Raw genomic sequence first — 21333 nt, forward strand, 5'->3', positions numbered from 1 at the left:
ACGACACTCCGACACGTCCGCGCGGATCGGGACACGGTGATCGAACAGACGGTGATCGTGGGCGGGGGAACCGCCGGCTGGATGGCGGCGGCGGCGATCGCACGCGGTTTGGGGCGACACCAGCGCGTGACCCTGATCGAATCGGATCGCATCGGCACCGTGGGCGTCGGCGAGGCAACTGTGCCGAGTATCCGCGACTTCAACCGTTACCTGGGGCTGGACGAGGATCAGTTCGTTTCCGCAACCGGCGGCACCTTCAAGCTGGGCATTGAATTTCAAGGCTGGAACGGGCCAGGCAGCCGCTATTTCCACCCCTTCGGCTTCCTTGGTCCCGACACATCGGGAGTCGACTTCCACCATCTCTGGCTGCGACACGTTGCCGATGGCGGCTCTCGCGATCTGGTCGCGATCAGTCCCGAAGCGTCAGCCGCCCGCGACAACCGGTTCGGTCGCACCACGCCGCACGGCGCGTTGCAATATGCCTTTCACATCGACGCGGCCCGCTATGCCGCTTTGCTGCGCGAACAGGCGGAAGCGAACGGAGTCGTTCGGATCGAGGGCGAGGTCATCGGCGTCGAGCGCGATCCTGCGACCGGCGATGTCGCCGCAGTGGTCCTAGCCGACAGCAGACGGATCTCCGCCGACCTTTTTGTCGACTGTTCGGGCTTTCGCGCGGTGCTGGTCGGCGAGGCGCTTGGGTCGGGTTATGTCGACTGGAGCCGCTGGTTGCCATGCGACCGTGCGGTGGCCGTGCCGTCAACGCGGCTGGACACCATGCCGCCGTTCACGCGTGCAGAGGTGCGGGAGACGGGTTGGCAGTGGCGCATCCCGCTGCAGCACCGCACAGGCAACGGCTATGTCTTTGCGAGCGGCTTCGAGCGCGAGGACGACGCGGTACGCGCCCTCAGCGCCCGGCTTGACACGGACGCCATCGCCGAACCCCGCCTGCTGCGTTTCACCGCCGGGCACCGCCGCGCGCCCTGGTCGCACAATTGCGTGTCGCTCGGTCTGGCTGCCGGCTTCCTGGAACCCCTAGAATCCACGTCGATCCACCTGATCCAGACCGCCATCATCCGACTGCTCGCATTGTTTCCGCATCGGTCCATCGATACGCGCCTCGTCGAGAGGTTCAACCGCGACACGATTGCCGAATATGAGGCAGTACGCGACTTCGTCATCGCCCATTATCGGACAAGCGACGGTATGGACACGGCGTTCTGGGCCGCCGTACGGGATCAGTCTCCGCCCGACAGCCTGCTCGCTCGGCTGGAGGCGTTTACCGCGACGGGGACGATCCTCTACGAACGAGGCGACCTGTTCGGACCCACCAACTGGCTGGCGGTCCTGACCGGTCAGGGGCTGTGGCCGCTCGATCATCATCCGATTGCCGCCGCGATGCCGCAGGATGCTGTTGCGCTCCGGCTGAAGCAACTGCGCGACCGGGCCGCCGCCATGGCAGCGTCCCTGCCGTCCCATGCATCGTTCCTGATGGACAGGGGCGTCAGGTCGCTTTGAGTTCCGCCACGAGATTACAGGCATTGCCGCGATGTAAGGACCGGGCGACCTCCGCCCTTGGTTCATCGGCGAGGAAGCTGCGACGCTCAATCAACAAGGCCGGCTGAGCCGTCGGGGTTTGTCCATCGATCCCGGCTGTCGTCGGTGAGCAGGATCGCCGCAGGCCCTGCAAAGCGCGCCCGGGTCGATATTCGACCACTTCGAGTGTCTCCACCGTGATGCGCGGCACGTCGAAGCTCTTGGCGAGGTTCGTTCGGCGGGTGTTGCTTCATCAATCCTGATTACGTTGGAACGGATCGAAACGCGCAGCCGCTACCGCAAGTGGATCGGGGTGGCCCCTTGGTTGCTTGGCGCTTCCGCTGCTTTGATCAACGACGAACTACGTTCGCTTGGGGCATAGAAACCGATTACTCCCAGAGGTAATTAGGACTTACCATTCCACGTCAATTGCGCGGCGCTCGGCCGAGCGCCGCGCCGACATCGCTGGAAAGGCGCCCGTCGTCCGTGTCCATGATCACGTTCCACGCCATGATCCCGCCCGCTTTGTTCCGGGCAAGCTGCGCCTTTCGTCGCAGCGTGGCGCGACTGTTGTAGGTGATATAGCTGCATCCCGCGCACCGATTGCCGATCACGTCGGCGGTTTCGACCGTGGACCCAAAGGCAGATACCAGATCGCGATAGCCGTAACTCGACGCATAGGTGCCGAACCCGTAGCCGTAGAAGGGTACGCCAAGCACCAACCGCTTCTTGGGCACGCCGCGCTGGCGCCACAATGCGATGTCCGCCTCCGCCTTTTCAAAGGTGGAATGCTCGTCGCCCGCCTGTCCCCACGTCGCCCCGATCCGGTCGTACGACATCACGGATACGAAATCGAAAGAGGGAATGGCTGATTGGGGGATCATGCCACCTTCGTAGGACGCCGTGGCGCAGGTCAGCAGCTTGTCGCGCCGATGCAGCTGTGCGCCGATCGCGGCCACGAACGGCGTGTAGTCGCCGGCCCGGTCGATGCCGTTCAGCAACTCTCCTTCGAGGTCGACGTCCACGCCATCGGCGTTCACCGCCTCGACAAGCGCCACAAGCCCAGACACCATTCGATCGCGCGCCGTTCCGCGCAGCAACGCGGTCCAGTCCCCCGAACAAGACGGTATGAGACCTCCGCCGACAGAGATCAGCGCCTTCCCACCTGCACGATGAACCGCGTCGACCGTGAGGCGCAGCTGCGCGATACTGGTTGGCGCCGCATCCTTTCCGGGCATGCACGCCATCGCATCCCCGGTGGTGAACGCCGCCTCGTCACTCGGGTTGGCGAAGGCGATGGCGACGTGGGAGTAGCGGCTGAGCACCTTTTTCGCCGGCAGGTTGGGCAGGCCAGCGGATGCGGGCATGTACCCGATGAACACCGATCGTGGTGCTGCATCTGCGATCGAACCGCACGTGACCAGCATGGCGCCGATCAGCCACGTCGCACCGCGTTCCAATGTTTGACGCATCCGGCGCACCCTCTTCCGATCCTGCCTGGCAGTGATGGCTAGCATGACCTGTTCGAACATGTCATGCGAGAAGGATCATGGCGCCCTGTATCGGGCGGTGACCGCATAAGCTGTTGCGGCGCTTGCCGAGCCGTGCTCACCATCCGGACAAACTTGGACCTAAATCTTTCCCGCGACCTTCGTGTTGGACTATGTTTGTGTGGACCAGTGAACACCACGGTAAGGACCGCCACGCATGAGCAGCATGCCTCCCGAACGCACGGTGCCCAGCGTGCCGGTTCCTGACCAGGCGAGGTTCGCGCGTGAGATCGTGCCGCACGCCATGCCCGTCGTCATGCGCGGACTGGTGTCCGCATGGCCATTGGTGGCTGCGGCCCGGAAGGGCATCGGCGCGGTCGCGGAGCAGCTTGTCCGTTTGGACAGCGGGCGCCCGCTGAACGTCTTCACGGCGCCTTACGCGCAGGGTGGGCGCTTTTTCTATGCGGACGACATGCGCGGCCTCAACTTCAACGCAGAGCAGGCGACGCTGACCCGGTTGTTGGCAGCGCTGGTCGAACTGGCGGGCGAGGATGAACCGCCTGCCCTGTATGCCGGTGCGGCGCCGACCGCGGAAAACCTGGCGGGGTTCGAACACGATCATCCGCTTCCGATCACGCTTTCCGGTGCGACCTCGCGCATCTGGATCGGCAATCGCTCCCGCATCGCGACGCATTTCGACATGTCGAACAACATCGCCTGTGTGGCCGCCGGCCGCCGTCGCTTCACCCTGTTCCCGCCCGAGCAGGTCGGCAACCTGTATGTCGGTCCGCTGGAGCGCACGCCAGCGGGGCAGCCGGTCAGCATGGTGGATCCGCTCGCTCCCGATCTGAACCGTTATCCCGACTTCGCGGAGGCGCAGCGTGCTATGCTCGTCGCCGATCTGGAACCCGGCGACGCGATCTACATCCCGGCGCTGTGGTGGCACCAGGTCAGCGCGCTGGACGAGCTGAATATCCTGGTGAACTACTGGCAACCGCAAACCTCCAGGGCATCGCCGCTGAACGCGATGATCCACAGCCTTTCCGCGATCCGTGATCTGCCCGCCAGCGAGCGCGACGCCTGGCGAAGCTGGTTCGACCATTATGTTTTCGGCGACGAAGCGTCGGCCGTGGGCGACCATCTTCCTGATCATGCGCGCGGGGTTTTGGGATCGTCGAGTGAACAGCGGCGCTATTTCACGAGACATCTGCTGTACGAGGAGCTTGAGCGCTTGGAGCATGGTTGATCGTCACAGCCGTCGCGCATGGGCTGCGCGGCTGATCGCCATGGCATCGGTCCCGGCGGCTTGGTCAAATCGTTTGAACCGCCCGGTTCATGAGTTGGGCAGCGTGATCGCGCCATCGCGCCGCAGAGGGTGGAGCGCGCCAGGCTGGCTTACGTTATCCATGGTGGCAGCCGGATCGAATTGGCGTACCGCAACATCCGCCGCATAACCTGCCCCGCCGATCTGCGCTGACAGGAAACAGACTTCTGTGCGTTCGATGCAAGACGGACACCCGCAAGCCTGAAGTCAGCGCTATCGGGGAACGCTGCCGCTTCCATCGATCCGGAATGACGTGTTGGGCCACGCACGACCATCGGGCGATCAGCGAGGTGCAGACCGGGCTTCATCATGCGGAAATCCGCCAACAAGCCATGTCTCCCCATAAGGACGTTCCGCGACGACGACCCCTGCCTTACATTGCATGGCATCAGGAGACCGCGGAGCGCCTTTTCAGCGCGGCCGAGCGGGCGAGCGGGCGGAGAATGCCGCATCACCCGCCGTCATCCGGCCGTACCTCGTGACCGCCGAACCATGTGCGCGCACTCACCGATCGCATCCGCTGGAAAGGCGCGAATATCAGGTGGCCAGGAACGCGATGCCCGGAACGGATGCGATCGGGGTCGCGGCGCCCAGGCGGCCGTCCGGGCGGACAACGAGTTGCCCGATGTCGCCGGAATGCTCGTTGGCGACCAGCAGTTCGCCTGCATCTTCGCGCAGGAGGAACATGCGCGGCCAGTGGCCCCCACAGGCGACATGCTGGATCGGCGTGATGTCCCCGTGCGCGCTCAGCGCGAACACCGCGATGCTGTCGTGCCCGCGATTGGACACGTAGAGCCGGGTACCGCGCCGGTTGATCGCGATATGCGCCGCCGCGGACTTTCCCACGAAGTCGGCGGGAAGGGTGGATAGGATCGCGCGTGCGCTGAAGGTGCCGTCCGCCTGCGCGTCGAGCAGCGTGACGGTGTTCGACAGTTCGCTGATGAGGTATGCGACGGGGCGATGCGGATTGCGCACGAGGTGGCGGGGTCCCGAGCCGGCGGGCGCGCGATAGGCGATCGCGGTGGCCCGGCACCGTCCCGTTCCCGGGTCGATGTCATGGGCCAGGATCGCGTCCGCACCCAAGTCGACTGAGTGCAGCAACGAGCCGTCTGCGACCCACCCGACCCAATGTGCATGGGGTGCCTGCACACCGCCAGCGGGTGCGTAGCCGGCATGGCTTATCGACTGCGGCTGTCCGATCGGCAGGCCGGTGGCCGGGTCCAGCCGCCAGTGCGTCACCGTGCCGCTGGAGTAATTGGCGACCGCGAGGGCGCCGCCATCGCCCCGCAACGCAACGTGGCATGGATCGGCGCCGAGCGTTGGCAGGACCGCCAGACGGCGCAGATCGCGATCATAGATGCCGATCGCACCATGTTCCTGCTCGTCGACTAGGTACCGGAGTCCCGTGACGGAGCAGACGCCGAACGAGGCGTTGCGGATGCCGTCGGCCAGTGCAATCCGGCGCCAGCCCCGCGCGCTGTGTGCCAGCGTGAGCAGCCCCGGTCCGCCCTCGCGCGTGTAGCTGCCGGCGATCAGCGTGTCGCGTCTGCCGCCCGCGGTCGCGACCGGCGACAGGCCAATGGCCAACGCTCCCCCGATGACCAGGCGGCGGGTCGGTGCAAGTTGCGGGGCGTCCGAGCTGCTCACTGGGTCGGGACGCTATTTGCGGGCTGGGCAGGGGCGGCGGGGGAAGGGCGCGTCGCGGCGACTGCGACCTGGCTACCGTTCGTCGCTTCTTGCCGTTGCGTTACGGTGACGGAGCGCCCGACCCTGCGGCCATCGGGGGAACGGGTTCGTACCACCACATCGCCGGTAACGGCGACTGGTCCGGCATAAGGACGCCACTGTCCCCCGGCGTCGCTATACTCGATGGTCTCCCCTGGCAGCTCTGCCATCGCCTCCAGTTGTCCGTTCGCGATGCGGGCGCCCGGCGGCGCGAGACGATAGGCGATCCCCGCGCGGTCCATAGCCGACAGTGCGGCACCTGCGCGTCCTGCGAAGTCGCGCCAATCCCGGTACACGTCCGACATGGGTACACGAGCATCGCCAAAGGTGTAGGACGTTCCGGCGACATAGGTCGGCTCCCACGCGGCGCGGTGCCAGGCGCGTTCGGCTAGCGCCAGGACGCGGGGAAACAGCATGTAATCGACCTGAGCGTCGCCGCGGACGGTCTCGCTCCAAACCTGCGCCTGAAGTCCGGCGATGCGGCGGTTCTGCGCGACCGGCGCGGTGTCGGCAATAGTGCTCGGGCGGCTTTTCACGTCCGTCATCAGCGCCGCATTGGCAGGCAGGTTCTCCGGCATGAAGGCGAAGGCCTTGAAGCTGTCGGTTTCTCGCGCGCCCCAGTCGTAGCCACTTTCCATCGGGTCAACGGCGTTGGGCATGTCGAGATAGGTGACGTCCGGCATCGACAGTACGACGGCCCAGCCGCGATTGAGCTGCTCGTGCGCCTCGGTCACGCCGCCCGTGAACATGCCCCCCCAGATGTTGGTTTGTACCTTTGCGGGCATGCGGTCGGCGGCGGTGTGGCTGAGCCCGTCGCTCCAGCCGGCGACCATGATGCCGCGCTTGGCCAAGTCGCCCGCGACGCGCTCTATGAACGCGGCGCCCAAGTCCGCCGGCTTTTCCCCGGTTTTTGCCATGCGAGCCCGGCAGGCGGGTGAGTCGGTCCAGGCGCCCGCGGTCTCATCCGCACCGATGTGATACGTCCTGAGCGGCACGCCCGCGGTCTTGTGCATGGCGCGGATCGCGTCGATCACCGTGTCAACGAAGTGGTACGTGTTCTCGCTGCAAACATTCAGCGTGTTGTCGTTGTAGTTCTGGATGCTGCGATAGCGGGTGGCGTCGTTCGGATCGACAAGGCGATAGCGCTCCGCCTCCGATCGGCGGCCCGCCGCCATCAGGCGTGCGTACCGCGCCTCCATGGACCGGATCGCGGCACGGGAATGTCCAGGCATGTCGAAGGAAGGGATCACTTCGATCTGCCGATCCCGTGCGGCATGCAGGATGGCTACATAATCCGCCTGCGTCAGAAAACCGTTGGTTGGCGCAGCCGGATCGGGATTCGCGCCCAACTGCGGCAGCAGGCACGTCTGCTCGGTATCATCGAAGCACCGGTACCCGCCGACCCGCGTCAGTTCGGGCAGAGCAGGAATTTCCAATCTCCACCCTTCGTCGTCGCCAAGGTGCAGATGGAGCCGATTGAGCTTGTAGGTGGCCATCTGCTCGATCAGCTTCAGGATTTCGTCGCGGCTGTGGAAATTCCGCCCCAGATCGACGTGTAACCCTCGAAACGGAAGTCGCGGCGCGTCCTGCACCTCAAGGGGGCGTGGTCGGCCCTGTTCCCCGGCAGCCTGTTGCACCAGAGAGCGCAGGGCGTAGGACGCGCCGGCAGCGCCGCCGGCACGGATATCCACGCCGGCGGGGCGGATCGACAACCGGTATGCTTCTGCACCTAAGTCGGCAGCGGGATGGACCAGAATGCGCAACGGAACGGGGCCCTTGCCGATCCCGACCGCGTTTATGGCGGCAAGCGCGGGTGCGACATCGCGCGCGTTCACGCCGGACAGCTTGACTTGGACACCGCGCGTGAGGTCCAGCGGTTCGCCCGCTGGGCGGTTTATCGACGCGGGGAGCGGTAGGATCACGGTGTCAGGCGTAGAAGCGGGGCCGCGCGTGGCATAACGCTCCAGAGCCCGTTCCGGGGCGAGCCAGCGCGTGACGTCGTCGACTGCCTGGGTAGCGAGCAACGCTTCATCGGTCATGGGGGCCACGAACGGCAACGATTCCAGCCCGCTTTGTCCGTCGACCCGCGGCTTGCTTGCCGCAATCACGCGGCCCTGCAAACCGGGCGCCACGATGTGCGCGTTGGGCATGGCGTGATAGGTTGAGAACCAGTTGCCGGCGCCGACCAGCCGGACATGGTAGGTCGTGGCTGCTGCCCAGGTTTGACCGGGCTTGATCGACAGCCTGTGAAGGTCGCCGTTGATCAGCCTGACGTCGAACACGTCGCTGCTGGCCGCGACGATTCCGTTGATGAAGCCGAAGCGGATTTCGGCGGCGGCGATTCCGGCCGGCACCCTGGCCGGCGTCGTTATCGCTAGGTCGACGTCGAAGCAAACGACCTTGCCGGTGGGACAATTACCGGGTCGGTTGCTGACGATCGTCATCCGGTAGCCGAGATCGGCGGCCAAGCTGTCCAGATCCCTCTGCGTGAGTGCATCGACCGATCGGGCAGTTTCCTCAACGGACGTCGACGCCAGCGAGGGAGGTGCGGCCTGAGCAAGCTGAAAGGACAAAGGTGCCGCTAAAGCCGCGATCAGTGCAGTGGCCGACGACATTGACCAATCCTCCCCTTTTGTTATGAACTTGTCATGCCCAGTGCTTGCCGTCAACAGCAATACGGTGGCTTGTATAGGGAGGCAGGCTATGGTGCCGGTCGCGAATGGCCGTCCTTCCGGGTCGACTGACTGGACAATGTGGCCGCTGCACCTCAGGGACGGTTCAGGGGAGTCCACGGCAGCAAGAGAGGCGCATGTGCTCATTCCAGCCATGGGGGGCCGCAGAAGGAGCAGGCCACGCCGCTCTATCTGCAACTCCAGAAAGTGCTCCGCGACGCTATCGCTGGGGACATTGTAAGATCCGACGAGGGGATCCCAACGGAACGTGATCTGGCGGTCCATTTCGACGTCTCGCGGATCACGGTGCGCAAGGCGCTGGAAGGGCTGGTCAGCGAGGGGCTGCTGGCGCGTCGGCGGGGTGCGGGCACGTTCGTGGTCGGCGGACGTGTCGAAAAGAGCTTTTCCAAGCTGTCTTCCTTTTCGGAGGACATGGAACTGCGTGGCCGAACTCCGTCGAGCATTTGGGTCAGCAGGACGGCAGGCGCGGTCACGGCGGAGGAGGCGCTGTCACTCGGGCTGTGGCCGGGATCGCAGGTCTACCGGGTCAACCGCATCCGCTATGCGGACGGTACCTCGATGGCGTTCGAATATTCCACGGTACCGGGGTTCTGCCTGGCCTCCAAAAATGTGGTGCAGGAATCGCTGGACGAGGTGCCGGGCCAAGCCGGATTCCGTCCGGTCCGGGCGTTGCAGCGATTGCGGGCGGTGGCCGTCACGGCGGATCAGGCGCAGGCCTTGAGTGTTGAGGCCGGCCAGCCAAGCCTGTTCATTGAGCGCCGCAGCTTCCTGGCTGATGGCCGGACGGTTGAGTTTACCCAATCCTACTATCGCGGTGACGCTTATGATCTGGCGGCTGACTTGAGCGACCTTCAGCGCCGTCTTTCGTCGCCCGACAGAGGCGGCGGCCAGCCTGGTGGGCACTGACGCTTTGTAATGGGCAGCTGCGATCGCCACGAAGAGGCGGGGTGTACAGCGCCTGTCGGCGCTGGCCTCCCGACTCGCCCACAGCCCCGTGATCGTCGATTGACGACTGCATGACCATTCCGGTTGCCGAAAGCGCTCGGCCGAACACTGCCAGCTAATATGTGTCAGGGGAGGAGGTCGACAAAGCGGCGCAGCGTCAACACTCGATAATACATAGGTCTACATTGGCTCTATCCAGAGGCGAGCAACTGCGCTAGCATGACACCATAGTCTGGAGGGGAAAGGCTTTGCGCGAAGAGCAGGTGGAGAACCGTGCGCCCGGGAGGATGCAGTCGCTCGACATACTTCGCGGCATCGCCGTGATGGGTATGATCCTTGCCAATGCGAGCGCGGGGATGTTCTATGACAACAAGGCTCAGGTATATGCCACCCTGCTCCATGTGCATTGGAATGGGCTGCACCTGGCGGATACCGTCTTTCCCGGATTCCTGATGATGGTGGGCGTGGCCATCCCGATGTCGCTGGATCGGGATAAGCGCGGTGTTGGGCAGGGCGATGTCGGCATCCGGATCGCGCGGCGCTGCTTTCGCCTGTTCCTGATCGGCTTCCTGCTTTCCAACCTGCACTGGCTGGCGCATTCGGCGACGGCGGATTGGCGGTTCTGGGGCGTGCTGCAACGGATCGGCATCGTGTACGGCGTTTGCGCACTGCTTTTCCTGAAATCCGGCCCTCGCACCTGGATCACCGTCGCGACGTTGTTGCTGGCGGGTTACTGGCCGCTGCTGATGGTGCCCCAACCCGATGGGCAGCCGACCGACCTGTGGGTGCGCGGCTTGAACTTTGCCGGTTGGGTCGACCGTGCGATGCTGGGTGCGGGCAAGCACATCTATGTGCCGGGGGCGCAGGGTTACGATCCCGAAGGGTTGCTGGGCATGCTGCCGGCGATCGCTCAAGGTCTGATTGGCGTGGTCATCGGCGAATATATGCGTCGGCAGCGCGGCAGCGATAGTGTCAGCGGCGGCGCACGCACGCTGATGCTCGCCGGGGCGATCATGCTTGTCGTGGGCCTGGTCTGGAGCCTGGTATTCCCGATGGTCAAGGATCTCTGGTCCAGCCCCTTCGTGCTCGTCACCTCCGGATTGACCACGTTGGTGCTCGGTGTTCTGCACGCCACCATTGATCGGCGGTCGAAGCCTGTCGGTTGGCCAGCGACGATCGCGCTCGCATTCGGGAGCAACGCAATCGCGGCCTACATACTGCACGAGCTCACCGCCATCACCCTGACCTGGGACGCGCTGTTGCTGCCGTATCGTTGGGCGATGACGTGGATGTCTCCGCAAGCGGCGGCGCTGGTGCCGGTGCTGCTCTACATGGCGCTGATCGGTGCGGCGATGACATGGCTTCGGCGGCGCAACTGGATCATCAAGGTCTGATGTAGGGCGCCTACGGGGCGCATACCGGCAAGGTCGAGGCGTGTGTCCACGCCTCCCGGTGCTCGAACAAGGGACAAGGGACGGCAATGGCGACACTCGTGGCACCACGATCCACTTCGCAACGATCGACGGTTGCGCTGATTGGCGTGATCTTTTTCATCTTCGGCTTCGTGACGTGGCTGAACGGGCCGCTGATCGCGTTTGTCAGATTGGCTTTCACCTTGAGCGAGGTGGAGGCGTTCATGGTGCCGATGGTGTTCTACGCCTCGTACTTCGTGTTCGCCCTTCCGGCCGCGGCGATCCTGCGGCGCACGGGCATGAAGCGGGGCATGGCGGCCGGCCTGCTGGTGATGGCGATCGGCGCGGCACTGTTCGGGCAGTTCGCGACCATGCGCCTGTTCGCCGGCGCGCTGTCCGGCCTGTTCGTGATCGGGGCCGGCCTGGCCTTGGTGCAGACCGCGGCCAACCCGTACATCTCGGTCGTCGGCCCCATCGAAAGTGCCGCTCAGCGGATCGCGGTGATGGGCATTTGCAACAAGGTGGCGGGCATCCTTGCGCCCGTCGTCTTCGGCCTGGTGGTGATGCGGGGCGTGGGTGACCTGGGGGCGTCCATCGCGGCGGCGCCCGACGCCGGGGCGCGGGACGCATTGCTCGCCGATTTCGCGCAAAAGGTCCACGGGCCCTATCTGGCCATGGCAGCCGTGCTGGCGGTGTTGGCGTTCGGCGTGTTGCGCTCTCCCCTCCCGGAACTGAGCGGGGCGGATCGGCCGTCGGCCGACGGTGCAAACAGTAGGGGCCTCACGTCCTTTCCTCATCTGTGGCTGGGCGTGATCTGCTTGTTCTTCTACGTCGGTGTGGAGGTCATGGCCGGCGATGCGATCGGCACCTATGGCGCCAGCCTGGGCATGCCGATCGCGCAGACCAGCTACTTCACCTCATTGACGCTGACCGGCATGTTGTTCGGCTATCTGTTGGGCGTGGCACTGGTCCCGCGGGTGATCAGCCAGGAGCGGTATCTGGCATTGTCCGCCGTGTTCGGCATCCTGGCGGTGCTCGGCGCCTATCTGACGCGCGGCTACGTGTCTGTCGGCTTCGTCGCAGCACTCGGTTTCGCCAACGCGATGATGTGGCCGGCGATCTTCCCGCTCGCGATCCGCGGGCTGGGCCGTCACACCGAAACCGGTTCGGCCATCATGATCATGGCGATCTGCGGCGGGGCGGTGATGCCGCAGTTGTTCGCGGTGCTGAAGCAGCACCATGATTTCCAGTTGGTGTTCCTGCTGCTGATGGCGCCGGCCTATTGCTACATCCTGTTCTTCGCGCTGGTGGGAAGCCAGGTGGGCCGGGATCGGCTGGCATGACGCGGGCGGACTATGTGATCGGCGTCGACGGCGGCGGCACCCATGCGCGCGCAAGGCTGTGCGACGGCCATGGCGCGGTGCTGGGTGAGGGGCAGGGCGGCCCCGGCAATATCCGGCTGGGACAGGCCGTGGCTTGGGCGAACGTCAACGCGGCGATCGACGAAGCGTTGGGGGCGGCGGGCCTCTCGCGCGATGTGCTGCGCCGAACCAGTATCGCGCTGGGCCTGGCCGGCATCGTCGAGGAAGACGACGGCCCTGCTATGCTGGCGGCTGGACCCGATTTCCTGCGGGCGGTCGCGGTGTCCGACGGCGAGATCGCCTGTCTCGGTGCGTGGGGAGGCGGCGATGGCGCGATCCTGATCACCGGCACCGGCAGCGCGGCCTATGCGATCGTGAACGGTATCGGCCGGCCGATGTTCGGATGGGGTTTCCAGGTTGACGACAAGGGCTCCGCCGCCGCGCTGGGGCGCGCGGCGATCAAGTGGGCGCTGGAGGCGAGGGACGGTCTGATCGACGATACGGACTTCACCCGGGCTGTCCGCGATCGGATCGGCGGCCGCCCGTCTGCGATGGTGGGATGGATCACCGCCGCGCGGCCGCGCGATTTCGGTGGGCTCGCGCCGATGGTAATCGAGGCCGCGCGCGCGGAGGATGCCGCCGCGTGCGCGATCATCGCTCGCGCGGCGCATGACATAGCCCGGATGATCGACAGGCTGGTGGAGGTCGGCGCGGTTCGGGTCTGCCTGATGGGGGGCATGGCCGCGCATATCGGACCTTGGTTGCCGGCGTCGGTCCGTTCCCGCCTCGAAGCGCCCCAGGGTGATGCACTGGCCGGGGCGATCCTGCTGTCGCGGCGTCTTGCCGCGCCGAACGTCCAAGATGCTGATGGAGAATACCATGTCGCCCGAGGCTGATGTGCGAGAGTCTACTCTGATGCTGCGGGAGGCGGGGGAGGGCGGTGACGCCGTGACACGGTTCCTGTCGGCCAATGCCGACGCGATCGGCGCGCTGGCCATGCACCTGCGCACCCATCCACCGGCGGCAGTAGTGACCTGTGCACGCGGATCGTCCGACCATGCTGCGACCTATGCCAAGTACATGATCGAGACGTTTCTGGGGATACCGACCTCCTCCGCGGCGCTGTCGGTCGCGTCGATCTTCGATGCGCCGGTCAGCGGCGGCGGCAATCTGTGCATCGCGATCTCGCAATCCGGACGCAGCCCGGATCTGCTGGCGACGGTGGAGGCACAGCATGTGGCAGGCGCGACGGTGATCGCGCTGGTCAATGATGAGACATCGCCGCTCGCCGGCATGGCCGATCACGTCCTGCCCCTGTCGGCGGGTCCCGAACGATCGGTTGCTGCGACGAAATCCTATATCACCGCGCTGGCGGGCATCGCTGCACTGGTCGCGGCCTGGTCGGACGACGCCGACCTGCGTGGCGGATTGCAGGCGCTGCCAGCGCAATTGAAACAGGCCTTTGCCATCGACTGGAGCACGGCGCTTCCAATCTTCGAGGCGGATCGTAGTCTGTTCGTGATCGGACGCGGCTATGGCCTGGCGATCGCGCAGGAGGCTGCGCTGAAGATGAAGGAAACGTGCGGCCTGCATGCCGAGGCATTTTCGTCCGCCGAGGTGCGCCACGGGCCGATGACCATTGTGGGTCCAGGTTTTCCCGTGCTGGCGTTCGCCACCTCGGATGAAGCGGGCGACGATGTGCGCTCGATCGTGTCGCAATTCGCTGAGCGGGGTGCGTCGACGGCCTTGGTCGCGGCACATGACGGTACGCTGGCAGCGTTGGACGCGCACCCCGCCCTGCAGCCCGTGCTGATGATCCAGAGCTTTTACCGGTTCGCCAACGCGCTGTCGCTGGCGCGCGGCATGAATCCCGATCTTCCGCCGCATCTGAACAAGGTCACGTCCACCCGATGAACAACATTGACTTCGTCAACGCCCGGCTGATCGCAGCGGGGCGGAGCATCGACAACGGCTATCTGAGCATCAGGGCCGGCCGGATCTCTGCGCTGGGGGACATGGCGGACTATCGCCCGGGTGGTGAGGTCGTCGACCTAAGGGGGGATCACCTGCTGCCGGGCTTCATCGATACCCAGGTGAACGGCGGCGGCGGCGTGTTGTTCAACGACGATCCGAGCGTCGAAGCCATTGCCGCGATCGGCGCCGCCCATGCTGCGTTCGGCACGACCGGTTTCTTGCCGACGCTGATCTCCGACGATCTGGAAGTCGTGGATGCGGCAATGCGCGCGGTGGAGCGGGCGATCGAGGAGCGCATCCCGGGCGTGTTGGGCATCCATGTCGAAGGCCCTTTTCTCGCGGAGACCCGCAAGGGCATTCACGATCCGGCGAAGTTCGTGCAACTGAACCGGGACAGCATTGCGCTGCTCAGCGGGCTGCGACGCGGGCGCTTGATGGTGACGCTCGCGCCGGAAATGTGCACCCCGGCCGACATCGCCGCACTGGCCGGGGCGGGTGTCATCGTGTCCGCCGGGCATACCGATGCCGACTACCGTACCATGCGCGCTGCCCTGGACGCGGGGGTCACCGGATTCACCCATCTGTTCAACGCCATGTCACCCCTGCGGCATCGCGCGCCGGGCGTGGTGGGAGCTGCGCTGGACGACCAGACCAGCTTTTGCGGGCTGATCGCGGACGGCCACCATGTCGACGCACCCGTGCTGCGCATCGCGTTGCGTTCGCGGCCGCTGGACCGTTTCATGTTGGTCAGCGACGCCATGCCAACCGTCGGCAGTGCGACCAAGTCGTTCGTGCTGAACGGCGAGCGCATCGAGGCCCGCGACGGCATCTGCATGTCCAGCGACGGTACGCTGGCCGGATGCGACCTCGACATGACCTCCGCGCTGCGCAACATCATCAACATGACGGGCATCGGCATGGCGGATGCGTCCGTGATGGCATCCGGCGCGCCCGCCCGGTTTCTGGGCCTGGACCATGTCACGGGCGGTATCGCCGTTGGCCGTGTGGCAGATCTTGTGTGGCTGGGGCGCGAAGGCATGCCAAAGGGTGTGTGGCAACACGGGAATCCGCTCGCATCGCATGCGGTGGCGGCGTAGCGACCCGCTTCGGCGCAATACGGCAGCCCGGTTCACGAAAAGGAATAACGCGGCAAGGCGGACTTCCCGCCTGCCGCGTCCGTGTCGCATCATTCTGATCCGTGACGGAGCCATCGCAGACAGCCCCACCCGGCCTCACGAACTCCGTCAGAAACGCGCCCCGATCCTCACGCCATAGGTGCGCGGCGTATCGTAATAGGCGACAACCTTTCCGTATGAGACGTTGCTGAACCCCTTGGTGGCGATGTCGGTCAGGTTCTCGCCGAACGCTTCCACGAAATAGCGCTCGTCATCGATCGAGGCCCGGACACTGGCGTCGACCTTTGCATACCGGTCCTGGTACTGCCCGAGATGCGCGCCCGAATAATTCTGGATGTCGAGCCACATCCGCGATTGGTAGCGGGCTGACACGAAGGGCGACAGTTGCACGCGGCCGAGATCAATCTCATGCCGGTAGTTCATTGAGATCGAGAACCGCGGCGCGAAGGGTAGACGCTTGCCGAGCAGCGTCTGGTCGCCGAAGCGCTGGGTGGTGATACCGTTCTCGTCGATGACGTTTAGCGGGGTCTGACCATAGATCGCGCGGGCGTCCCGGGCGTAGTTGTCGATGAAGCGTCCGCTTTTGGTCACTTTCGCATCCAGGTAAGTGGCAAAGCCGCTGAACGTGCCATGTGCCCATGGCTGGGCGGTGAACTCCAGTTCCACGCCCTTGATGTCGGCATTGGTCAGGTTGACCGTGGTGTAAGCGGAAATGTCCTTCCCGAAATTAACGTTGGGAATGGTCAGCTGACCGTTCGCGTCGCGGTAGAACTGCCGCTGATCGACGCCGACGAAGAATTCACCTGTCTGTTGTATGTCGCGATATTTGGTCAGGAACCCTGCCAGCGAGAATTGCAGGGCACCGTCCAATGCCTTCGCCTTGTACCCCAGCTCGTAGGCGGTGACATATTCCGGGTCGTAGGCGAGCGGTGAGAAACAGCCGTTGTTGCAGGTATCGTTGAGCTCGTAGAAGCCGCCCATCTTGTAGCCACTGGATACCGATCCATAGATCATGTCGTCGGGGCTGGCGTGATATTGCATGCCCAGTCGGAAGGATCCGTTCTTCCAGCTGCGCGTGGTGTCGGTCGGGTCGCTTTGCAACGGCACGGTGACGCCCAGCGGGGCATCGATACCCATGCCGGGTTGCAGGTTGTTCGATTGATGAGCGCGGATCGCACCCGGTGTCGGCGTGTAGAGCCCGCGATACCAAAGGTTGCGGTCGTCACCGGTATAATAGGTCAGCCCGTTGAGGTCCCCCTTCTTGTCCCACGTCTGCCGATATCCCGCGGTGATGCCGAGCTTTGGTATGACGCGCCAGTCTACCTGTGCGAAAAGCGCCCGGGACGTAGTGGTCCGCTTCTGCTGGTTGTAGCGGGTGGAATAGGGCAGTCCGTCCGGCTGGAAAGTTCCGTCGCCCAGCAAGCCGAACGATTTGCTCTCCACCGAATCCTGATCGTAACGGATACGTTTGTTCTCATGGAGGAGGAACGCGCCGACGACGTATTGGAACGATCCCGCCCCCGTCGATTTCAGCTGCAACTCCTGCGTCTGGCTGAAGTACCGGCTGGAATCGGTGTTGGTGCTATCGTCCGCGACAGCGTAGTAGTTGGTGATGGCCGGGGCATTCAGCGTACCGTCTGCGAAGACCTGAGGCCCTGGATTGCCGATCGACGACCATTCTGCGGCCGGGCCATTGCCGGCATCGTTGTCGACACGCTGGCGCCGGCGTTCCAGCTGGATGCCACCGCGATATTCCAGCACCATGTGATCGGAAACGTCGCCCGACATCTTCAGTTGATAAGTGTCGATTGTCAGGTGCAGCGAACCCGGAACGTTGATGTTTACATAACGCAGCGGGTGGCGACATGCGTTCACCGTGCCTTCCGCCTGGCGGCAATCGGTGAAGTTGATGTCTCCGGCGCCGTTGTTCTCGAAATGCGAAACAAGCAGGCTGGTCTCGACCTCGTCGACCGGCTTCCACCGCACGATGCCGCGAATGCCGCTGGTGTCCGCATTGTTGTACCAATCGGACCGGCCCACCTCTCGATTGCGCCGTTGATCGACATCGGGAATCCCGTCCTTGGGAACCGCGACCACGCCGACGAGCGGCGTCCCGTCCTCGTTGGTTTCGGCCAGCAGCTTGTCCGACGGCGTGTAGGACGCATCTGTCGTGTCCCGCCCTTGGCGCAGCATGCCGTCATGTTTAGACACAAAGCCGGATATGCGCAGCGCCAGCCGATCGCTCAGGCCGAAGTTCAGCGCGGCACGGATTTGGCGCGATCGGTAGTTGCCGATTTCCGCTTCGCCCTTGCCGGAATATTCGCCGAACACAGGGCGCGCGGGAATGATGTTGATCGTGCCGCCTGGCGAGTTCATCCCGAACAGCGTGCCCTGCGGGCCGCGTAGTACCTCTACCCGCTCTACGTCGTAGATCAATGCAAGCGCGCTCTGCGGCCGGGGTGAGTAGAAGCCATCGAGGTGCAGCGCGACGGATGCTTCCGACACCTCGGTCGAGTCCGTCGAAGATACGCCGCGCAGACTGAAGAAGCTGCCTGAGTCCGCCGTTGCGCCCAATTGCAGGTTGGGCACGTTGCCCTTCAGGTCGCGCGCCGTGCGGATGCCCTTTTCATCAAGGCTGGCCTGACTGAGCGCCGTGATCGCGATCGGCGTGTCGAGCAGGCGGGTCTCGCGCTTCGTTGCCGTCACGACGATATCCTCGCCGTCTGTGGCCCCGGGGCCGGGCGACGGTGGGTTCGCCTGGTCAGAGGACATCGCCTGTCCGGTTTCCGGCACCGGCGCCGTATCGGGCACTTGTTGCGCCGACACTATCGACGACCAGGACAGCCCGGCGACCAGCGCCATCAACGATGTGCTGAACTTGATATGCGGGTGCGTCATCCCCTTAACCCCCCTCTTGTGTTGGTATGCATGCCCTGTCGTCCTGCCCGTGTGCCCGGTGCATGAACGGCAGCGCCGTAGGTCAGTTCTTGGCTTACAGTCCGCCGCTGGCGAGAGTGGACCAGAACGAGGCGTCCTCCTGTCCAAGCGACCAGATCGACACGCTGGCGACGTTCTCGCCTGCCGCATATTGCGCCTTCAGCTTCATGCTGCGCGCGTTCTCGTACCAGACGACATGCTCCTTGCCGCCGGCCTGGTAGTAGAATTTTGGGCTGGACGAGGCCGTGTCCCATGCCGGTGTCGCGCCGGTGGAGGCGATCAGTCCGGGCAAGTCCTTCCAGTCGACTTGCACGCCTGTCGAGTCCGTCAGGTTCCAGTCATAGCCATAGGCGGCGACGCCCATGCTGATCTTGGATTTCGGCATCACCGTTTCCGCATAGCCGATCGCCGCCTTGACCCAGTTCAGCCCCGCGACGGGTCCATCGAGCGACCAGGGACCGTTCTGATCGTAGGTCATGACCTGCACTAGGTCGCAGGCCGCACCGATCGCCGAATAGTCGAAGGCGCCTGTCCAGGAGTCGTTTGGGTCGTTGGAGGAGGTCGCGGGCACGGACACGATCAGCTTGCGCGATTTGGCGTGTAGGGCATTGGCCAGCTTCCGAACGAAGGCCGACAGCAGCGATCGATCGGTGTTCGTTACCGCCTCGAAATCCAGGTTCACCCCGGCCGCCCCGCCTTGCTGCGACAGCGCGACCATGTTGTTGATCGCATTGGTCTGAGCCGTTCCGGTCTTCAGCACGGCATGTGCGATCGCGGGATCGAAATCGGAAGTGCCGAAGTTCGAGATGACCGGATACAGCGCGATGCCGTTTGCGTTGGCGGTTGATCGTACATTTGCCGGTACCGACCCGGTGATCGCGCCGCTCGCGTCGATTGCATATGAGTCGGTCGCAAGCGTTGCGATTTTCGCCGCGTTGTTCTGCAGCGATGTGTTTGACTTGGTTCCCGTATAGTAAGCAAGCTTGGTAGGTGCTGCCAGCGCAGTCGCGGGCAGGGACAATGCCATCAACAGAAGAACCGCTTTTTTCATGATCTTCTCTCCTGGTTGGACGTAGTCTTGCTCTGCAACCGGCTACCAACCGCTCGCCTGTGCCTGATGTGCGGGTTCGACCGCTGAACGTTCACCTAGCTTCGTGTGAGGAGATCACGCTCGGCGATCCTGCACGCAGCCGGCCATGTCGTACCCCCTGCGAATAGGGAAGCGCACCGGCGTTCCGGCTCTCCGATTCCCGACGCAGCGACTCCGGATCGCGCGGGCGGAGCGGGGAAGCATCAGGGTTCCCGGCAAGTGACAGCCACTCCGACCATCCGGCATGGGAAATCCTGACGCGATCAGGCCGAACCTCGGCAAGGAACGATCCTGCGGAGATGCGATCGCCGTTCTCGTAGACATGCTGGTCGTCCCCGGTGAAGCCGATGAACGCGCGACCGCCAGCCGAGGTGTTGATGACACCGAACAGCTTCAGATGGGGAGTGACAGCGGCGGGAGACGTTTGTTCCACAGTCATTGGGTGCGCAGGGGCAGCCAATGTAACCACCTTAATACCACTGAAACCAGTCCTGCCGCTGCGGACGTGCATGACTGGCGACGAGCCCAATCACCGAAATCCCCAGGATGGCCGCTAGGACGACGAGGTCCGGCTTGCCGGATACCGGATTGGGTAATGTCGCAGCAGGATCACGGTGCACAACACCCGCAGGGAATGAAGATGTCCTCTTCATCGTGTCCGATCCTCCTGAACCCTTGGTAATGCAAAGGACATAACCGGTCAATACCGATGCGTGACTACTGAACGTTGCGTTTGTGAGAGCCGATACGGAGAAAAGCGGTAGTAATGCCGTCGCGGGGCGGCAATCGAATGGTCATGCCCGTGACCCCGTGTTGTCACGCTGAGCGACGAGGGCCTGCACCTGCGCGCAATCGGCAATCTGACGGAGGCGATGCAGCATCCCTGGTGTGTGCGCTGACTCGTCCGCCGGCGTCACCGCCAACAACATCCGGGTGCATGGCATTCCGCGCGGCGGCTGCAAGAATCTGGCGGTCTACACGGAGCGTCTCGCGCGTCCATCTTCCGTCACTGTCTCCAGGAAGTATTCGCGGTCGCTGCTCTGCATGCCACGCAATATCAACACGTTTTCCACTGGCCGCAGCGGTGACGGCAGACTGCTGAGCCACGCGCGATTGGCATGCGCTCCTCGTCGATGTTTCCGCCTTAAGGTGCGCGATCTCCCAAACGTGCAAGCCGGCACCGGAGGGCCGGCATAGTGTCGGCCCCAGCTGCCTGATTGCGCCGAAGACGGCGATGTGTCGGGGCGGACCTGTCAAACCAACGTGGCAGGAGCGGCAGGTGCTGATAGCGTGCGGTGATGAGCCGCAAATCACGGGCACTGCCGCCAGATCCGTTTCGTCGCTTCAACTCCTCGCCCGAGGTGATCCGGCTGGTGGTCATGATGTATGTGCGCTTTCCGCTCAGCTTGAGGAACGTCGAGGACCTGCTGTTGGAGCGCGGCATCGACATCTGCCACGAGACGGTGCGCCACTGGTGGAACAGGTTCGGTCCGCTGTTTGCCCTCGATATACGCCGCCAGCGGGTGAGCCGGATGCGGGGCTTTCGCCAATGGCGCTGGCAGCTGGACGAAATGTACGTGAAGGTGAATGGTGAAATGGTCTACCTGTGGCGAGCAGTGGACCACGAGGGCGAGATCCTTGAGAGCTTCGTCACCAGAACCCGCGACAAGGCAGCAGCACTGACAGTCAACTGGGCTTCCATGACACCGATCC

Annotated in this window: 15 protein-coding genes and 1 pseudogene; 9 read left to right on the forward strand and 7 right to left on the reverse strand. The window is 64.3% G+C overall.

Annotated elements, in window-relative coordinates; translation table 11 throughout:
* The first annotated feature begins 36 nt into the window (after positions 1-36).
* Positions 37-1515 (forward strand): tryptophan halogenase family protein, encoded by a 1479-nt coding sequence (locus tag BMX37_RS05285; protein WP_093664444.1) that lies wholly within the window; start codon positions 37-39, stop codon positions 1513-1515.
* On the opposite strand, the gene BMX37_RS18440 is transcribed toward BMX37_RS05285, so the two are convergent.
* Positions 1502-1744: a hypothetical protein gene (locus BMX37_RS18440; RefSeq protein ID WP_139198024.1), complete on the reverse strand. Its 243-nt coding sequence runs from the start codon at positions 1742-1744 to the stop codon at positions 1502-1504. The two genes, BMX37_RS05285 and BMX37_RS18440, sit on opposite strands and share 14 nt — an antisense overlap.
* Before the next feature lie 214 nt (positions 1745-1958).
* On the reverse strand, positions 1959-3005 hold the full coding sequence (locus BMX37_RS05290; RefSeq protein ID WP_170841853.1) for a glycosyl hydrolase family 18 protein: 1047 nt from the start codon (positions 3003-3005) through the stop codon (positions 1959-1961).
* A gap of 235 nt (positions 3006-3240) precedes the next feature.
* Here BMX37_RS05290 and BMX37_RS05295 point away from each other — a divergent pair, with 235 nt between their 5' ends.
* Positions 3241-4269 carry a cupin-like domain-containing protein gene (locus tag BMX37_RS05295; RefSeq protein WP_093664446.1) on the forward strand — a complete coding sequence of 343 codons (1029 nt, stop codon included), beginning with the start codon at positions 3241-3243 and terminating at the stop codon, positions 4267-4269.
* 615 nt (positions 4270-4884) lie between these two features.
* On the opposite strand, the gene BMX37_RS05300 is transcribed toward BMX37_RS05295, so the two are convergent.
* Both BMX37_RS05300 and BMX37_RS05305 read right to left on the reverse strand, forming a co-directional pair.
* On the reverse strand, positions 4885-5994 hold the full coding sequence (locus BMX37_RS05300) for a lactonase family protein (RefSeq protein ID WP_093664447.1): 1110 nt from the start codon (positions 5992-5994) through the stop codon (positions 4885-4887).
* Positions 5991-9029, reverse strand: coding sequence for a family 20 glycosylhydrolase (locus tag BMX37_RS05305; RefSeq protein WP_244501402.1), 3039 nt, complete (start codon positions 9027-9029; stop codon positions 5991-5993). The genes BMX37_RS05300 and BMX37_RS05305 overlap by 4 nt, the downstream gene beginning before the upstream one ends.
* Here BMX37_RS05305 and BMX37_RS05310 point away from each other — a divergent pair.
* The 6 genes from BMX37_RS05310 (at position 8937) to nagA (ending at position 15554) form a co-directional block, all read left to right on the forward strand.
* Positions 8937-9671 carry a GntR family transcriptional regulator gene (locus BMX37_RS05310; protein ID WP_244501430.1) on the forward strand — a complete coding sequence of 245 codons (735 nt, stop codon included), beginning with the start codon at positions 8937-8939 and terminating at the stop codon, positions 9669-9671. The two genes, BMX37_RS05305 and BMX37_RS05310, sit on opposite strands and share 93 nt — an antisense overlap.
* Before the next feature lie 287 nt (positions 9672-9958).
* The gene (locus BMX37_RS05315) at positions 9959-11104 is read left to right on the forward strand and encodes an acyltransferase family protein (protein ID WP_212611394.1); all 1146 of its coding nucleotides are present in this window, start codon (positions 9959-9961) and stop codon (positions 11102-11104) included.
* Between the two features lie 86 nt (positions 11105-11190).
* The gene (locus BMX37_RS05320; protein WP_093664450.1) at positions 11191-12465 is read left to right on the forward strand and encodes a sugar MFS transporter; all 1275 of its coding nucleotides are present in this window, start codon (positions 11191-11193) and stop codon (positions 12463-12465) included.
* A complete protein-coding gene (locus BMX37_RS05325) occupies positions 12462-13379 on the forward strand; it encodes a glucosamine kinase nucleotide-binding domain-containing protein (protein WP_093664451.1) in 918 nt (305 codons plus the stop codon). The genes BMX37_RS05320 and BMX37_RS05325 overlap by 4 nt, the downstream gene beginning before the upstream one ends.
* Entirely contained in the window at positions 13363-14397 is a 1035-nt protein-coding gene (locus BMX37_RS05330) for an SIS domain-containing protein (RefSeq protein WP_244501403.1), read from the forward strand. The genes BMX37_RS05325 and BMX37_RS05330 overlap by 17 nt, the downstream gene beginning before the upstream one ends.
* Positions 14394-15554 (forward strand): N-acetylglucosamine-6-phosphate deacetylase, encoded by a 1161-nt coding sequence (nagA, locus tag BMX37_RS05335; RefSeq protein ID WP_093664452.1) that lies wholly within the window; start codon positions 14394-14396, stop codon positions 15552-15554. The genes BMX37_RS05330 and nagA overlap by 4 nt, the downstream gene beginning before the upstream one ends.
* Before the next feature lie 147 nt (positions 15555-15701).
* Here the strand turns inward: nagA and BMX37_RS05340 are convergent, their stop codons facing one another.
* From BMX37_RS05340 to BMX37_RS05350, 3 genes are all read right to left on the reverse strand, one after another.
* Positions 15702-18491, reverse strand: coding sequence for a TonB-dependent receptor (locus BMX37_RS05340; RefSeq protein WP_212611395.1), 2790 nt, complete (start codon positions 18489-18491; stop codon positions 15702-15704).
* Positions 18492-18585: 94 nt separating this feature from the next.
* The gene (locus tag BMX37_RS05345; RefSeq protein ID WP_093664453.1) at positions 18586-19581 is read right to left on the reverse strand and encodes a glycosyl hydrolase family 18 protein; all 996 of its coding nucleotides are present in this window, start codon (positions 19579-19581) and stop codon (positions 18586-18588) included.
* 91 nt (positions 19582-19672) lie between these two features.
* Positions 19673-20059 (reverse strand): type II secretion system protein N, encoded by a 387-nt coding sequence (locus BMX37_RS05350; RefSeq protein WP_170841854.1) that lies wholly within the window; start codon positions 20057-20059, stop codon positions 19673-19675.
* An 859-nt stretch (positions 20060-20918) separates the two neighbouring features.
* Between BMX37_RS05350 and BMX37_RS05355 the strand changes: the two are divergent.
* Positions 20919-21305: pseudogene (locus BMX37_RS05355) on the forward strand (IS6 family transposase); the annotation flags it as partial.
* Positions 21306-21333 lie beyond the last annotated feature (28 nt).

It is taken from the genome of Sphingomonas gellani, from assembly GCF_900110035.1.
Lineage (GTDB): Bacteria > Pseudomonadota > Alphaproteobacteria > Sphingomonadales > Sphingomonadaceae > Sphingomonas > Sphingomonas gellani.

Excerpts from the sequence above, each read along its gene's own strand:
- BMX37_RS05330 (WP_244501403.1), top strand. The coding sequence starts at position 13,363 with ATGTCGCCCGAGGCTGATGTGCGAGAGTCTACTCTGATGCTGCGGGAG.
- BMX37_RS05320 (WP_093664450.1), top strand. The coding sequence starts at position 11,191 with ATGGCGACACTCGTGGCACCACGATCCACTTCGCAACGATCGACGGTT.
- BMX37_RS05290 (WP_170841853.1), bottom strand. The coding sequence starts at position 3,005 with ATGCGTCAAACATTGGAACGCGGTGCGACGTGGCTGATCGGCGCCATG.
- BMX37_RS05295 (WP_093664446.1), top strand. The coding sequence starts at position 3,241 with ATGAGCAGCATGCCTCCCGAACGCACGGTGCCCAGCGTGCCGGTTCCT.
- BMX37_RS05340 (WP_212611395.1), bottom strand. The coding sequence starts at position 18,491 with ATGACGCACCCGCATATCAAGTTCAGCACATCGTTGATGGCGCTGGTC.
- BMX37_RS05325 (WP_093664451.1), top strand. The coding sequence starts at position 12,462 with ATGACGCGGGCGGACTATGTGATCGGCGTCGACGGCGGCGGCACCCAT.
- BMX37_RS05345 (WP_093664453.1), bottom strand. The coding sequence starts at position 19,581 with ATGAAAAAAGCGGTTCTTCTGTTGATGGCATTGTCCCTGCCCGCGACT.
- BMX37_RS05305 (WP_244501402.1), bottom strand. The coding sequence starts at position 9,029 with ATGGACCGCCAGATCACGTTCCGTTGGGATCCCCTCGTCGGATCTTAC.
- nagA (WP_093664452.1), top strand. The coding sequence starts at position 14,394 with ATGAACAACATTGACTTCGTCAACGCCCGGCTGATCGCAGCGGGGCGG.
- BMX37_RS05350 (WP_170841854.1), bottom strand. The coding sequence starts at position 20,059 with ATGACTGTGGAACAAACGTCTCCCGCCGCTGTCACTCCCCATCTGAAG.